The following is a 15,375-nucleotide window of genomic DNA, read 5'->3' on the forward strand; positions in this document are numbered from 1 at the left end:
TCCTTAAGCGGGACGGATCAGGAGACACCGGGCATGGACCTGAACGCGCTGACGCTGCTCGTCGAGATCCTCGACGCGGGCAACCTGAGCAAGGCCGCGCAGCGGCTCAAGATGAGCCGCGCGAACGTCAGCTACCGGCTGAACCAGCTCGAGCGCTCGATCGGCCAGCAGCTCGTGCGCCGCACGACGCGCCGCATCGAGCCGACCGAAATCGGGCTGAAGCTGTACGAGCACGGCCGGCGCATCCGCAACGAGCTGCTCGCCGCGCAGGAATCGGTGACGACGCTCGGCCAGGACCTGCAGGGCCGCGTGCGGCTGTCGGTGCCGAGCGGCTACGGGCAGATGGTGATGTCCGACTGGCTGCTCGCGTTCAAGCGGCTGCATCCGGGCATCGTGCTCGACGTGGTGTTCGAGAATCGCGTGGAGGACCTGATGCGCGACGAAGTCGACATCGCGATCCGCGTGATGTCCGAGCCGCCGCAGAACCTCGTCGCGCGCGACATGGGCGCGGTGCGCTACGTCGCGTGCGCGTCGCCCGCGTTCGCGGCCGCGCACGGGATGCCCGCGAGCCTCGGCGCGCTGGCCGCCGCGCCGGTCGTCACCGCGACGGTACTGGGGCGGCAGCTGCGGATCGCGGCGTACCTCGGCGACGAACGCCACGAGGTGCTGCTCGAGCCCACGCTGATTTCGGAGAACTTCCTGTTCCTGCGCCAGGCGATCCTCGCCGGGATCGGCGTCGGCATCGTGCCCGACTACGTGATGCAGGACGACATGCGGCGCGGCACGGTCGTCACGTCGCTCGACGCGTATCGTCTCAGCATCTTCGGCACGCACATGTACATGCTCTACATGCCGAACCGGCACCACACGCGCGCGACCGCGACGTTCATAGAGTTCATCCTCGAACAGGCCGGAAAGGCCGGCCGGGGCGGGCCCGGCGGGATGCGTCAGGGTTTCCTGTCGGATGACAATCCGCCGGCCGCACGGCGACAATAGCGCGCCGTCCGTGCGGAGCGCGTGCCGCGCACACGCCGCCTCCTTCGAATTCACTGTTGCCGAGGGTTTCAATGTTCGACCGGATCCGTCCGCATTCGCGTCCCCGGACGCTCGTCGCCACGCTCGCGCTCGCCGCGCTCGTCACGTTCGGCGCCGGCTGCACATCGCCGTCCGCGCCGTCGGGCGCCGTCGTCCCGGTCGCTGCCGCATCGGGCGCCGCGGTGCCGCTGCCCGGCGTTCACGCACCCGAACTGTCGTCCGGCTGGACCGACAAGCCGGGCTGGACCTCGCAGCGCTTCATGATCGCGGCCGCGAACCCGCTCGCCACGCAGGCCGGCTACGAGATGCTGAAGGCCGGCGGCACCGCGATCGACGCGGCGATCGCCACGCAGATGGTGCTCGCGCTCGTCGAGCCGCAATCGTCGGGGCTCGGTGGCGGCGCGTTCATGCTGTACTTCGACGGCCGTGCGACGCAGGCGTACGACGGCCGCGAGACCGCGCCGGCCGCCGCGACGGACCGGCTGTTCTACGGCCCGACCGGCCAGCCGATGGGCTTCTACGAAGGTGTCGTGGGCGGCCGTTCGGTCGGCACGCCGGGCGTGCTGCGGATGCTCGACGCCGCGCACCGCGCGCACGGCAAGCTGCCGTGGCGCCGGCTGTTCCAGCCCGCGATCCGGCTCGCCGAGCACGGCTTCACGATCAGCCCGCGCCTCGCGATGCTGATCGCGAACGACAAGTACCTGATGAACGACCCGGCCGCGCGTGCGTACTTCTACAACAAGGACGGCACGCCGAAGGCGGCCGGCACGGTGCTGAAGAACCCCGCGCTCGCGACCGTGCTGCGCCAGGTCGCCGATCGCGGCGCGAATGCGTTCTACACCGGCGCGATCGCGCGCGACATCGTCACGAAGGTGCGCAAGCACCCGACCAATCCGGGCCTGCTGTCGCTGCAGGATCTCGCGCGCTACAAGGCGAAGGTGCGCGCGCCGCTGTGCACCGACTACCGGCGCTCGGTGGTGTGCGGGATGCCGCCGCCGTCGTCGGGCGGCCTCGCGATCGCGCAGATGCTCGGCATCCTCGAGGCGATGCCCGACTGGCAGCAGATCGGCGCGCAGAAGCCGGTGCGCAACGACGTCGGCTACGAGCCGACGCCGTTCGCCGCGCACCTGTTCAGCGAAGCGGGACGCCTCGCGTATGCGGACCGTGCGCGCTACGTCGCCGATCCGGATTTCGCGCCGCTGCCGGGCGGCAGCTGGGCGAGCCTCGTCGACCGGGCCTATCTCGCGCAGCGCGCGCGCCTGATCGGCGACACGAGCATGGGCGTCGCGCAGGCCGGCACGCCGCAGGGCGCGACGCTCGCGCTGGCCGACGACCGCAGCCCCGAATTGCCGTCGACGTCCGACATCGCGATCGTCGACCGCTACGGCCAGGCGCTGTCGATGACGACCAGCGTCGAGGACGCGTTCGGTTCGCGGCTGATGGTGCGCGGGTTCATGTTGAACAACCAGTTGACCGATTTCTCGTTCGTGTCGAACGAGAACGGGCGGCCGGTCGCGAACCGCGTGCAGCCGGGCAAGCGGCCGCGCTCGGCGATGTCGCCCGAGCTCGTGTTCGACCAGAAGACGAAGCAGGTGACGATGATCGTCGGCTCGGCCGGCGGCCCCGCGATCATCAACCACGTCGCGAAGACGATGATCGGCGTGATGGACTGGGGAATGACGATGCAGCAGGCGATCGCGCTGCCGAACGTCGGGTCGATGAACGGGCCGACGCAGCTCGAACGCGGCCGCGTGTCGGACGCGCTCGTCGACGGGTTGAAAGGGCGCGGGCACGACGTGCGGGTCGTCGAGATGAATTCGGGACTGCAGGGAATCCAGCGGCTGAACGTGCAGGGGCAGACGGTGTGGTTCGGCGGGGCCGACCCGCGGCGGGAAGGCGTCGCGATGGGCGAATGACACGACCGGCACGGGCGGCGCGCATGCCGCCCGCGGGCCTCATCCTGGCCTCATCCGGGCATCACCCGCGGCCCTTCCACGGCACTACCCGCCGCTCGACCCACCGCATCGCGAGATCGAACAGCCATGCGATCGCGCCGATGATCAGGATCCCCATCACGACGAGATCGGTACGCAGGAAGCTCGACGCGTTGAGCACCATCTGCCCGAGCCCGGCCGTCGCGGCGACCATTTCGGCCGCGACCAGCGTCGTCCAGCCGAACCCGATCGCGATCCGCAACCCGGTGAGGATTTCCGGCAGCGCGGCCGGCAGCACGACATGCCGCACGATCTGCGCGAAGCTGCCGCCGAGCGAATACGCGGCGTTGATCTGCTCGACGGTTGCCGCGCGCACGCCGGCACGGGCGGCCATCGCGATCGGCGCGAAGCACGCGAGGAAGATCACGACCAGCTTCGCCGTCTCGTCGATGCCGAACCAGATCACGACAAGCGGCAGATACGCGAGCGGCGGCAGCGGCCGGTAGAACTCCAGCAGCGGATCGAGCACGCCGCGCGCGATGCGGCTCACGCCCATCAGGATCCCGGCCGGCACGCCGATCGCAGTGGCGAATACGAAGGCGCCAAACACGCGCGCGGCGCTCCACAACAAATGCTCCGACAACGGCAGGCCGCCCTGGATGCGGCCATGCCACGCGTCGACGAACGCGGCCCACACCGCTTCCGGCGCCGGCAGGAACAGCGGCGGCAACCACTGCCGGTACGTCGCGACCCACCACAGCACGGCCAGCACCGCGACCGTCGCCGCGCTGAGCGCGGCCGTCCTGCCCTGCCCCGGCAACCGGTAACGATGCGATGCGCGAGCCGGCCGCACCGCGTGACGCCGTTGCGTCGCGCGTTGATCCTGCCCGACCTCCGCGGCCGCTCGATCGGCTGCCAACGAATCCTGGGTGCTCATGTCGTCCTGCCTGTGCAAAGTACTGATCCGGCCGCGCCCGACGGACGCGCCCTGTCGCGCGAACTCATGCATCACGCGCGCTCCGCCACCGCCTCGTCGCGATGCAGATACGCGATCAGCCGCTCGCGCCATGCGATGAAATCCGGTGACGACTTCACCGCGCGCGCATCGCGCGATTCGACATAGCGCCGCGCGAACGGCAGCTCGAACGTTTCCGCGATCCGGCCGGGGCCCGGCGTCATCACGACGAGACGCGTCGCGAGGAACAGCGCCTCCTCGACGTCGTGCGTGATGAAGAACACCGTCTTGCCGGTGCGTGCCCACACGTCGAGCACGAGCGCCTGCATCGTGCCGCGCGTCATCGCGTCGAGCGCACCCATCGGCTCGTCCATCAGCAGCACGCGCGGATCGCTCGCGAGCGCACGCGCGATGCCGACGCGCTGCTGCATCCCGCCCGACAGCTCGTACACGCGCGCGTGCGCATGCTTGTCGAGCCCGACCAGCGCGAGCATCTCCCGCGCCCGCGCTTCGCGTTCGGCCTTCGACACGCGTGCGAAGCGCAGCCCGAGCGCGACGTTCTCGAGCACGTCGAGCCACGGCAGCAACGCGTATTTCTGGAACACGACGCCGCGATCGGCGCCGGGGCCCGTGACCGGCACGCCGTCGACGCGCACGTCGCCGGTCGTCGGCGCGACGAAGCCGGCCATGCAGTTCAGCAGCGTCGTCTTTCCGCACCCGGACGCGCCGAGCGCGACGACGAATTCACCGGCTTCGATGCGCAGGTCGACGCGCGCGAGCGCCTGCGTCGTCGGCCGGCCGCGTTCGCCGGGATAGTCGACCGATACCTGACGGACTTCCAGCGTGCTCATGCTCGGGACTCCGCGATGATCGCCGCGTTCAGCGCGCGGCCTTCTGCACGAACTGCGGATCGACGCCGACCGAATAGTCGGCGAGCACCGTCTGGATCGTGCCCTGCGATTTCAGGAACGCGGCGGTGGCCGCGAGCGACTTCGCGGCGCCCGACTGCGCGCCGCCGCCGAGCCACGTCGGCGACGCCTGCTCGGCCGGCGTCGGGAACGCGTAGAGCGCGAGGCTCGCGGGCACGTCCTGCGCGTCCGCACCCGACACCTTCGCGACCGCCGCGACCTGCGGCGAGCCGACCTTCCACGTCGCCGCATGCGCGCGGTAGTCGGCGTCGGCGGCCGCGAGCACCTTCACGAAGCGCGCGACGAACTCGGGGTTTTCGCGCGCAAACTTGCGGCTCACGACGAAGCCGTCGAAGGTCGCCTTGCCACTTTCTTTCGCAACCTTGCCGGACGTCGTCAGCACGGTGCCCGACTGCTTGACCTTCGCGAGCACCGGATCCCAGATGTAGGTCGCGTCGATGTCGCCGCGCGTCCACGCGGCCGCGACCTCGGGCGGACGCAGGTTGACGATCTTCACGTCGTTCGGGTTCACGCCGGCGGCCTGCAGCGCGACGAGCGTATGGAAATGCGACGTCGACACGAACGGCACGCCGATCTTCCTGCCCTTCAGCGCGGCGACGCTGGTCACGCCCGAGCCGTTGCGCGCGACGAGCGCCTCGGCGTCGTTGATGTTGTCGAGCACCCAGAACAGCGAGATGTCGAGCCCCTGCGACAGGCCGGCCGCGATCGGGCTGGAACCGGCCTCGCCGAGCTGCACGGAGCCCGACGCGAGCGCGCGGATCACGTCGGCACCGCTGTCGAGCTTGCGGAACGTGACCTTGTAGCCGGTCGCCTTTTCGACTTCACCGCTCGCCTGCGCATAGCGCCACGGCACGACCATGTCCTGGTACGCGATCACGACCTCGCGCGATTCGGCATGCGCCGCGCCGAGCGCGGCAAAGGCGGTCAGCGCGACGACGGCGCGGCGGACGAAGCTGAAACGGGACATGCGGCTCTCCTTCGGAATGCGGGCATTGCTGCGGGAGAGCCGACTTTACGAGCTTTGCGCGCGGCGGGAGCGAACTTATCCTGCGAAGCTATCGATGCCGTTTCAGCTTTGCTTTCCATGCTCGACCGGATTGCGTGTCCGGTCGGGTGACGATTGCCGTGCGCATGCGCGGCTGGCCGCCGCGCCAACGAAAAAGCCCGCATCGCTGCGGGCTTTTTTCAACTGCGCGAGACAATCGCGGCATCGCGACGCTCAGACCACCCCGGCCCCATGCGCCTGCAGATCGGCGTGATAGCTCGAACGCACCATCGCGCCGACGGCCGCGTGCGTGAAGCCCATCTTGTACGCCTCTTCCTCGTACATCTTGAACGTATCCGGATGCACGTACGCACGCACCGGCAGGTGGTGCTCGGACGGTTGCAGGTACTGGCCGATCGTCAGCATGTCGACGTCGTGCGCGCGCAGGTCGCGCATCACCTGCAGGATTTCCTCTTCGGTCTCGCCGAGGCCGACCATCAGGCCCGACTTCGTCGCGACGTCCGGATGCTGCGCCTTGAAGTCCTTCAGCAGCTTCAGCGAGTGCGCGTAGTCCGAACCCGGGCGCGCTTCCTTGTACAGGCGCGGCACCGTTTCGAGGTTGTGGTTCATCACGTCGGGCGGCGCGGCGTTCAGGATCGAGATCGCGCGGTCGAGACGGCCGCGGAAGTCCGGCGTCAGGATCTCGATGCGCGTCTCCGGCGACTGCTCGCGCACTTCACGGATGCACTCGACGAAGTGGGCGGCGCCACCGTCGCGCAGGTCGTCGCGGTCGACGCTCGTGATCACCACGTACTTGAGCTTGAGCGCCGCGATCGTGCGCGCGAGGTTCTTCGGTTCGTCCGCGTCGAGCGGATCGGGACGGCCGTGGCCGACGTCGCAGAACGGGCAGCGGCGCGTGCACTTGTCGCCCATGATCATGAACGTCGCGGTGCCCTTGCCGAAGCATTCGCCGATGTTCGGGCAGCTCGCTTCCTCGCACACGGTATGCAGGTTGTGCTCGCGCAGGATCGTCTTGATCTCGTTGAAGCGCGAGCTGCCGGTGGCCGCCTTCACGCGGATCCACTCCGGCTTCTTCAGCTTCTCGATCGGAACGACCTTGATCGGGATGCGCGCCGTCTTCGCCTGCGCCTTCTGCTTGGCGGTCGGATCGTAGGCAGCGGTCGCGGCCGAGTCGGCCGGTGCGGGGGAAGCGGTAACGTCAGTCATTCGAATGTTCCAGTGCCTGCGGCTTGTCGGCGGCCGCGGATGCGCCATCGAGGTTGGCAATCAGACGACCCACCAGCGTGTGGGCGACGTCGTTCCAGTCGGCGGCAACCTCGAGGCTCGCCATGTCGACGGTTTCCAGTCCGGCATAGCCGCACGGGTTGATCGCGAGAAACGGGCGCAGATCCATCTTCACGTTCAGGCTCAGCCCGTGATAGCTGCAGCCGTTGCGGATCTTCAGGCCGAGGGCCGCGATCTTCGCGCCTTCGTGCACGCCGGATGCCACGTAGATGCCCGGCGCGCCCGCCTTGCGGACCGAAGCGAGATTATACGCCGCGAGGGTTTCGATCACGGCCTCCTCGATCTTCGTCACGAGCGTGCGCACCATCAGCTTGCGCCGGCGCAGGTCCAGCAGCAGGTAGGCGACGATCTGGCCGGGGCCGTGGTAGGTGATTTGCCCGCCGCGGTCGACCTTCACGAGCGGCACGCCGCTGTCGGCCACCAGCAGGTGGGCCGGGTCGCCGGCCTGGCCGAGCGTGTAGACGGGCGGATGCTCGACGACCCAGATTTCGTCGCCGGTGTCGGCCGTGCGGGTGTCGGTGAACGCGCGCATCGCGTCGAAGCTCGTCTGGTAGGCCTCGCTGCCCCGCCAGCGCACGGTGACCGGCACGACGGGCTGAACCGGAGACCCGGCGGGCGATTCGGAAACAGCGACAGGCGTGGACACGATGGCAACCGGTGAGACGGACATGGGCGCTAGTTTACCGAAAACCCATGCGTCTCGCCGGCCCGGGAAGGGGACGGATCGCGAGCATCCGTCAGAGGAAAGGTCGGTCAGACGGTGCGCCAGCCGTCGTGGAACAGCGCGTTCACGCGGTTGCGCAGGCGCGCCAGCGCGCCGCGCGCGACTTCCCCGGCCGGCCGCGACACCGAGAACGCGACCTGCGCGCCCTGCCGGCCTTCCGCGCTGAGCCACAGCCGCTCGCCGCGACGCAGCCGGAGCGTCTCGCCGTCGACCAGGAAGTAGTCTTCGACGTCGTTGCTGCGCGTCGCCCACACCGGCCCGCATTGCACCGTCAGACGCGTGCTGCGCTGCACCTTCATCGGCACGGTCTCGCCCGCGGGGATTTCGAACGTGATGCTTGAAGAAATTTCTTGCATGATCGACTCCGCCAATAAATGCTTCGATGGCTACAATCGTAGTCACTTCAAGGCACCCGACCAAACGACCAATTTTCACGTCGATGTGAGGAAAATTAGCAAATGGACCTCCGCCAGCTGCCTGCGCTGAACGCGATTCGCGCGTTCGAAGCCGCCGCCCGTCACGAGAATTTCTCCCGCGCCGCCGACGAGCTGTACGTCACGCACGGCGCGGTCAGCCACCAGGTTCGCGCGCTCGAGGAGGAGCTCGGCGTGCAGCTGTTCACGCGCAACGGCAAGCGGCTGTGCCTGACCGACGCCGGCATGCGCTACGCGCAGCAGGTGCGCACCGCGCTGATGCAGATCGCCGATGCGACGCGCGAGGTGCGCGCGAGCGACCGCGGACGGCGGCTGGTGGTGTCGATGCTGTCGTCGTTCGCCGCGCGCTTCATCACGCCGCGCATCGGCACGTTCATCGAGCGGCATCCGGAAATCGACGTCGAGCTGCAGTCCACCAACTCGCTCACCGACTTCGCGCGCGACGACGTCGATCTCGCGATCCGCTTCGGCTCCGGCAGCTATCCGGGGCTGCACGTCGAGCCGCTGTTCGAGGAAGTGTTCTTTCCGGCGTGCTCGCCGACGCTGAACGGCGGCAAGCTGCCGCAGACGCCCGCCGATCTCGTGCACTACAACCTGCTGCGCTCGGACGACGAGCTGTGGCGGCCGTGGTTCGACGCGGCGGGGCTCGATACATTGACCGAGCCGAAACGGGGGATTCTGTACCAGGATTCGTCGAACCTGCTGCTGGCCGCGATCGACGGCCAGGGCATCGCACTGGTGCGCCGCTCGCTCGCGGTGCACGACCTGCTGGACGGGCGCCTCGTGCGCCTGTTCGACATCGACGGGCAGAGCCCGTGGCACTATTTTTTCGTGTGTCCGCCGCCGCTCGTGAACACGCCGCGCGTGCAGGCGTTCAGGACCTGGCTGCTTCAGGAAGTCGCCGAGTACCAGCAGCTGTGCGACGAGCTGGACGCGCGGCGCGCGGCGGGGAAGACCCCCGCCGAGTGCGCGCAGGAAGGAGGATGGAAAGCGGCGCTCAGAGCACGACCTTGACCATCGGATGGCCGGTCAGTGCGCGGTAGATGTCGTCGAGCTGTTGCTGGCTCGTGGCGCGCACGGTGATCGTGAGGCCGGTGTAGTTGCCGCCGCTCGAGGCACGCTCCTCGATCTTCTCGACGTCGATCTCGTTGTCGTGGACGGCCACGACCTTGAAGATCGTATCCTTGAACTCCGGGTGCGCCTTGCCCATGATCTTGATCGGGAAGTCGCACGGAAACTCCAGCAGCGACTCCTTCCGGGCATCGATCGCACCGGTGACCTCGATGGTTTTGGTCGGTTCGCTCATCACTTTCTCCGGGTTAGGTCAAACTGTTCAAACTCGCGTGCCTTCGCACGCTGGTACGCGTCGTACAACGCCGCGAACACGGGGCCCGGCTTGCCGCCCTGCACGGGCAGGTCGTCGAGCGACGTGACGGGCAAAATCTCCTTCGTGGCCGACGTGATCATGATCTCGTCCGCCGAGCGCAGCTCGGCTTCGCTGATCTCGCGCGCGACGAACGGAATGCCGCATTCGTCGGCCAGCTGCTCGACCAGCGCGTAGCGGATCCCTTCGAGGATCCTGTTGCTGCGCGGCGGCGCGTACAGCTCGCCGTTCTTCACGATCCACACGTTCGACGACGAACCTTCGGTCACGTTGTCGTCGCGCAGCTGGATCGTCTCGAACGCGTCGCGTTCGGCCGCATGCTGCGCCATCAGCACGTTGCCGAGCAGCGAGATCGACTTGATGTCGCAATGCAGCCAGCGGCGATCCTCGGCCGTCACGCAGCGCACGCCCTGCGCGCGCTCCTGGTCCGACGGCAGGCGCAGCGGGCTCGTCATCGCGAACACCGTCGGCACCGTATTCGCCGGGAACGCGTGGCCGCGCTTCGCGACACCGCGCGTCACCTGCAGGTAGACGAGCGCATGGCCGTCGCCGAGGCCTTCCGCATTCGCGGCGACGACGCGCTCGATCAGCGCGCGCCAGCCGGCCGCGTCATGCGGATTGTCGATGCCGATCTTCTTCAGGCTGCGCGCGAGCCGCTCCAGATGCTGTTCGATCCGGAACGGCACGTGCGCGCCGTCATGCGCATAAACGGGGACGACTTCATACACGCCATCGCCGAAGATGAACCCGCGGTCGAGCACCGGCACGCGGGCTTCCGACAGCGGCACCAGTTCCTCGTGCGACGACACGCTGAGGTAGACGATCGGTTCGAATTCGGCTTGGCTCATGGCAATGACAGATGGGGATGAAGTCGTAAAAACAAAGGCCCGTCGCGCTTACTTCTTCTTGCTGAACATCAGCAGGATCGAGTCCCAGATACGGCCGAAGATACCCGCTTCCGGCACGGCCTGCAGCGCGACGACCGGGAACTCCGACAGCGTCTTGCCGTCGGCGACGATCTTCACGGTACCGACCTGCTGGCCTTCCGCGAGCGGCGCGATCAGCGGCGCGTTGACCTCGACTTCCGGCTTGACCTTGTCGCCCAGGCCGCGCGGCACGGTCACCCACTGGTCGCCCTTCACGCCGACCTGCACGGTGTTTTCCTTGCCCTTGTAGATGCGCGGCGTCGACATCGCCTGGCCGCCCTTGAACAGGCGCACCGCGTCGAACGCGCTATAGCCGTAGTTCAGCATCTTCATGCTGTCCTGCGTGCGCTCGCCTTCCTTCTGCTCGCCCATCATCACCGACACGAGACGGCGCTGGCTGTCGACACCCGGGATCGCGCGCTTCGCCGACGCGATCAGGCAGTAGCCGGCCGCCTGCGTATGGCCCGTCTTCAGGCCGTCGACCGTCGGATCCAGCCACAGCAGGCGGTTGCGGTTGCCCTGGCGGATGTTGTTGTACTTGAACTCCTTCTCCGAGAAGATGCTGTAGTACTGCGGAAAATCGCGGATCAGGTGCGCGGACAGCTTCGCGAGGTCGCCGGCCGTCGTGTAGTGGTTCGGGTCGGGCATGCCGTTCACGTCGGCGAAGTGGGTGCCCTTCATGCCGAGGCGCGCCGCCTCGTCGTTCATCAGCGTGACGAACTGCCCTTCGCTGCCGCCGACCAGTTCGGCCAGCGCGATCGCGGCGTCGTTGCCCGACTGGATGATCATCCCGTACACGAGGTCGTGCACCGACACCGGCTTGTTCGCCTCGATGAACATGCGCGACTCGTCGGTGCCGACGCGGCGTACCGCGACGCTCGGCGTGACGATCTGCTCCATCGAGATCTTCTTCTTGTCGAGCGCCTCGAACACCAGGTAGGCCGTCATCAGCTTCGTCAGCGATGCGGGCTCGACGCGTTCGTCGGCGTTGCCCGATGCGAGCACCGTGTTGCTCGTCGCATCGACGAGCACCCACGAGCGCGCGTTCACGCCCGGCGGCGGCACCGCGCCCGGCATGAAGGTCGCGGGCGCGCCGGTGAACTGCTCGGCGGCGGCGGCCGGCGCGGCATGCGCGGCCTTGGCCTTGGCGGCCGGCTTCGCCTCGGCGACGACGATCGTCGACGCGAGCGCGACGGGCAGCATCACGCCCAGCGCGACGTTGCGCGCGGCGGTGCCGAAGGCGATGGAAGAAGCGAGGGACTTGAGGCCTTGGGGAGACAGACGCATGATCGATTCAGGCTGATGGCAGAAAGTGCGGCGCGAAACGCGCAAGGGTTGAACGGCAAGGCGGCGGGCGTTCCGGCGTTCGTCCGACTGCGTCGGACGGCGCGAAACGCGCCGGTTGGACTCGTGCGGACGCGTTCGGTTCGCGGCCGTCGCGAGCGGGCGGACAGGCGGCGAAACGAGCGCCGCATGGGCCCAGCCGGGCCGCGGGCGACGCGAATTGCGGCCATTATACGTGGCCGCGAACGACGTTTTCGGGAACCGTGGCCCGGGTGGCCGCACACCGGCTTCGAGAGGATGGCGTGGCTTCGCTGCGAGAGAGGGTGATCGAAGCCGCGCGAAAGGCGTGCGCAGGCGCCGTGCAAGTCGGGCTGCACTGCGCCGGAGCGGGCATGGGCGACCGTGCCGTGACACGATGCGGCGCGATGTCGCGCGAGCGGCGACATCGCACGCGTGCGGCAGCGGCGCCGCACGCCGGGTTCAGCGCATCAACGCCACGCGTCGACGATGATGCGCTTCAGCACGTGCAGCTTGCGATGGAAGAAATGCTCGGCGCCGGGGATCACGACGACCGGCAGTTCCTGCGGCCGCGCCCAGTCGTAGACCGACGCGATCGGCACCGTGTCGTCGGTTTCGCCGTGGATCACGAGCGTGTTCTCCGGCACCTCGGCGACCTGCCAGCGGCTCGCGGCCGTGCCGACGAACACCATCCGCTCGATCGTCTCGCCCGCGTCGCGCAGCCGCTTCGCGACATGCGACAGCACGAAGGTGCCGAACGAGAAGCCCGCGAGCACGAGCGGCAGGTCCGCATACGCGGGCTGCGCGCGCATGTGCGCGAGCACGGCGAGCAGGTCGTCGGCCTCGCCGATGCCGTTGTCGTGCACGCCCTCGGTCGCGCCGACGCCGCGGAAGTTGGACCGGTACACCACGTAGCCGAGCTGGACCAGCGTGCGCGCAAGGGTTTGCGCGACCTTGTTGTCCATCGTGCCGCCGAACAGCGGATGCGGGTGCGCGACGAGCGCGATGCCGCGCGGCGCGGCGCTGCCGTCGCGCATGGCGTCCGGCAGGTCGACCGCGATTTCGATCTGCCCGACCGGGCCGGCGATCAGCGACTTCTGCGTATGAACGTTCATTCGGCCGGCCCGCTCAGATCTTCAGGCGGTCGACGACCTTGCCGTCGCGCAGGTGCGATTCGACGATCTCGTCGATGTCGGCCTGGTCGACGTACGTGTACCACGTGCCTTCCGGATACACGACCATCACGGGCCCTTCCTCGCAGCGGTCGAGGCAGCCGGCCTTGTTGATGCGGACCTTGCCGGGCCCCGCGAGGCCGAGTTCCTTCACGCGCTTTTTCGCGTATTCCTGCATGGTCTGCGCATCGCATTGCGCGCAGCTCGGACGCTCGGCGCCCGGGTCGCGCTGGTTCAGGCAGAAGAAGACGTGGTGCTGGTAGTAGGAATCCATGATGGTGACGAGCGGCCCGGCGCGGTGCCGGGCGGAAAGAGGGGCGATCGCCGTTGCGCGCGGCAACGGATGTGCGGACGATTATAACGAGCGGCGCGCGCCGCTGCCCGCGACCGAACCGTGGCCGCCCTGCCCGGCGTGCCGCGTCAGCGCCGCGGCGCGGCCGGCAGCCACGCGCGCTCGACCCGCTGGCCGAGCAAGATCAGCGCCGCGTAGGGCCAGATCCACGCGAGCCAGCGCGCGATGCTGTTGAAGTGCACGTAGCGGCCCTGCCGCCAGCCCGACAGCGTGAAGTCGAAGAACGGGTTGACGGGCAGCAGGTTGACGAGTGCCACGCCGGCCAGCAGCGCGAGCGCCGCGAGCAGCGCGCGCCACGCGGCCGGCACGCGCAATGCGAGCAGGGCCGCCGCGAAGCCGAGCTCGATGCCGAGCCGCGCACCGGGCGTTGCCCACACGACGACGAGGCCGGTGCTCGACTGCATGAAGGTCGCGGCCGCCTTCAGCGCGAGCGTCGCGACGACGAACCCGATCAGGAGCCGCACGCGCGGCGCGCGCTCGCGCATCGCGAGCGACGCGATCGCCAGCGCGGCGAACAGCATCAACCCGCCGAGCGCGGCTTCCCACGCGGAGTCGGACAGCCAGCCGTCGACACGCTCGGGCCATTCGCTCACGCGCCACGCGGCCGGCAGCCACGCGAGCAGCGCGTCCTGCATCGAGCCGTCGGCGCGTTCCCACAGCGCGGCCGGCCAGTCGCCGATGCCGAACAGGAACGGCGACGGAAACAGGATCGCGAACGGCCACAGTCCGGCGAGCAGCAGCGGCGTCGCGCCGTCGGGCTCGAACCACGCGAAGCGCAGCCGGCGCAGCGCGCCGCGCTCGAGCAGCGCGCCGGTGGCCGGTGCGGCGAGCGCCGCGCCGAGCAGCGCGCCGAGCGCGTTGGCCGCGAGGTCGAGATTCGACGCGACACGCGTCGGCAGGTAGGTCTGCAGCGCCTCCATCGCCCCCGACAGCAGCACGCCGAGGCCGCCGACGATCAGCGTCGCGGCCACGCCGCGCCAGCGCGGATGCAGCGCGAGCACGCCGAGGGCGCCGAACGGCAGGTAGCCGAGCACGTTGGTGACCACGTCGAACGCGGTCACATAGCGCTGCATCGGCGCGAACAGATAGTCGAACGGCCCGATGCCGAGTGACACCCAGCCGTCGAACGGATACAGCGATGCATAGACGACGAGCGCCGCATACGCGGCGAACGCCTGCCGCGCCAGCGACGACGCGCGCGACGTGCCCGGCGCGCTCATCGCGGCTGCGCGCGGTGCGTCACGGGTTGCCCGCGTACGCCTGCACGCCGACCCACGCGGCGATCTGCGACACGAGCTCGTCGCTCGCTGCCGCGAGCGCACGCGCGCCGCCTTCCGCATCGGGCGTGCTCGACGGCGCGCGCGCGACGAAGGTGCGCTGGCCGAGCACCTTGCCGTCCTGCATCAGCGTCGCGCGCGCGGTGACCGCGCCGTGGCTCTGCGACTGCCCGTCGAACACCTGCTCGAATTCGTTCAGGTCGACCTTCAGCGTCGGCGCGCGCACGCCGTCGGTGCCTTCGAGCACCGCGCCGCGCGACGACAGCGCGCCGCGCAGCCGCTGCGTGAGCAGTTGCGCGGGTGGCGCGGTCCAGCGGCTGTCGCGATAGACGGCCATGCGCTGCGCATCCGCATACGCGAGGCGGTAGACGAACTTGTCCGTGTCGAGCGCGTCGGGCGCGGCGACGTCGAGCACCTTCAGCGCGGGCCCGGTGCCGGCCGTGACGACCGATGCGGCCGGCCCGAGGTCGTAGCGGACGTTCGACAGCGCCGCGGCGTTGCCGGCGCAGCCGGCGGCACACGCGAGCGTCAGCACCGCGAGCGCGGTCGCGGCCGGACGCAGCGCGCGGTCAAGGATTCGTGGCATGGCATGTTCCTGCATGATGTTTCCGGTTTCGATGGCGTCATGGCCCGGTCTCGCACCGGGGCGGTCGAGCGGCGG

At 69.1% G+C, this 15,375-nt stretch carries 16 protein-coding genes; 3 read left to right on the forward strand and 13 right to left on the reverse strand.

The window, feature by feature from the left end; all coding sequences use genetic code 11:
* The first annotated feature begins 33 nt into the window (after positions 1-33).
* Together U4Z64_RS04745 and ggt are read left to right on the forward strand one after the other, a co-directional pair.
* Positions 34-996: a LysR family transcriptional regulator gene (locus U4Z64_RS04745; protein WP_124486547.1), complete on the forward strand. Its 963-nt coding sequence runs from the start codon at positions 34-36 to the stop codon at positions 994-996.
* 71 nt (positions 997-1,067) lie between these two features.
* On the forward strand, positions 1,068-2,951 hold the full coding sequence (gene ggt, locus U4Z64_RS04750) for a gamma-glutamyltransferase (RefSeq protein WP_321800686.1): 1,884 nt from the start codon (positions 1,068-1,070) through the stop codon (positions 2,949-2,951).
* Positions 2,952-3,012: 61 nt separating this feature from the next.
* Here the strand turns inward: ggt and U4Z64_RS04755 are convergent, their stop codons facing one another.
* The 6 genes from U4Z64_RS04755 to U4Z64_RS04780 form a co-directional block, all read right to left on the reverse strand.
* On the reverse strand, positions 3,013-3,978 hold the full coding sequence (locus tag U4Z64_RS04755) for an ABC transporter permease subunit (protein ID WP_321819361.1): 966 nt from the start codon (positions 3,976-3,978) through the stop codon (positions 3,013-3,015).
* Complete coding sequence (locus tag U4Z64_RS04760; RefSeq protein WP_321819362.1) at positions 3,978-4,775, reverse strand: ABC transporter ATP-binding protein; 798 nt, start codon at positions 4,773-4,775, stop codon at positions 3,978-3,980. Before U4Z64_RS04760 ends, U4Z64_RS04755 begins: the two co-directional genes overlap by 1 nt.
* A gap of 28 nt (positions 4,776-4,803) precedes the next feature.
* Positions 4,804-5,820 carry a taurine ABC transporter substrate-binding protein gene (gene tauA, locus U4Z64_RS04765; protein WP_321800682.1) on the reverse strand — a complete coding sequence of 339 codons (1,017 nt, stop codon included), beginning with the start codon at positions 5,818-5,820 and terminating at the stop codon, positions 4,804-4,806.
* A gap of 252 nt (positions 5,821-6,072) precedes the next feature.
* Entirely contained in the window at positions 6,073-7,065 is a 993-nt protein-coding gene (lipA, locus tag U4Z64_RS04770; RefSeq protein ID WP_321819363.1) for a lipoyl synthase, read from the reverse strand.
* A complete protein-coding gene (gene lipB, locus U4Z64_RS04775; protein ID WP_321819364.1) occupies positions 7,058-7,813 on the reverse strand; it encodes a lipoyl(octanoyl) transferase LipB in 756 nt (251 codons plus the stop codon). Before lipB ends, lipA begins: the two co-directional genes overlap by 8 nt.
* 83 nt (positions 7,814-7,896) lie before the next feature.
* Complete coding sequence (locus U4Z64_RS04780; RefSeq protein WP_044846777.1) at positions 7,897-8,223, reverse strand: DUF2917 domain-containing protein; 327 nt, start codon at positions 8,221-8,223, stop codon at positions 7,897-7,899.
* A gap of 102 nt (positions 8,224-8,325) precedes the next feature.
* Between U4Z64_RS04780 and U4Z64_RS04785 the strand changes: the two genes are divergently transcribed.
* Complete coding sequence (locus tag U4Z64_RS04785) at positions 8,326-9,315, forward strand: transcriptional regulator GcvA (protein WP_044846754.1); 990 nt, start codon at positions 8,326-8,328, stop codon at positions 9,313-9,315.
* Here U4Z64_RS04785 and U4Z64_RS04790 read toward each other — a convergent pair.
* The 7 genes from U4Z64_RS04790 to U4Z64_RS04820 form a co-directional block, all read right to left on the reverse strand.
* Positions 9,299-9,607, reverse strand: coding sequence for a YbeD family protein (locus tag U4Z64_RS04790; protein WP_044846755.1), 309 nt, complete (start codon positions 9,605-9,607; stop codon positions 9,299-9,301). The two genes, U4Z64_RS04785 and U4Z64_RS04790, sit on opposite strands and share 17 nt — an antisense overlap.
* Entirely contained in the window at positions 9,607-10,533 is a 927-nt protein-coding gene (locus U4Z64_RS04795) for a D-amino acid aminotransferase (RefSeq protein WP_321800673.1), read from the reverse strand. Before U4Z64_RS04795 ends, U4Z64_RS04790 begins: the two co-directional genes overlap by 1 nt.
* A 48-nt stretch (positions 10,534-10,581) precedes the next feature.
* Positions 10,582-11,898 carry a D-alanyl-D-alanine carboxypeptidase family protein gene (locus tag U4Z64_RS04800; protein WP_044846757.1) on the reverse strand — a complete coding sequence of 439 codons (1,317 nt, stop codon included), beginning with the start codon at positions 11,896-11,898 and terminating at the stop codon, positions 10,582-10,584.
* 485 nt (positions 11,899-12,383) lie between these two features.
* Positions 12,384-13,028: an alpha/beta hydrolase gene (locus U4Z64_RS04805; protein WP_321819365.1), complete on the reverse strand. Its 645-nt coding sequence runs from the start codon at positions 13,026-13,028 to the stop codon at positions 12,384-12,386.
* 13 nt (positions 13,029-13,041) lie between these two features.
* On the reverse strand, positions 13,042-13,359 hold the full coding sequence (locus U4Z64_RS04810) for a (2Fe-2S) ferredoxin domain-containing protein (protein ID WP_006485233.1): 318 nt from the start codon (positions 13,357-13,359) through the stop codon (positions 13,042-13,044).
* 146 nt (positions 13,360-13,505) lie between these two features.
* Positions 13,506-14,657: a VanZ family protein gene (locus U4Z64_RS04815; RefSeq protein WP_321819366.1), complete on the reverse strand. Its 1,152-nt coding sequence runs from the start codon at positions 14,655-14,657 to the stop codon at positions 13,506-13,508.
* Between the two features lie 19 nt (positions 14,658-14,676).
* Entirely contained in the window at positions 14,677-15,300 is a 624-nt protein-coding gene (locus U4Z64_RS04820; RefSeq protein ID WP_321800666.1) for an ABC-type transport auxiliary lipoprotein family protein, read from the reverse strand.
* Positions 15,301-15,375 lie beyond the last annotated feature (75 nt).

Origin of the sequence: Burkholderia sp. BCC1996, from assembly GCF_905339955.1 — a bacterium.
Lineage (GTDB): Bacteria > Pseudomonadota > Gammaproteobacteria > Burkholderiales > Burkholderiaceae > Burkholderia.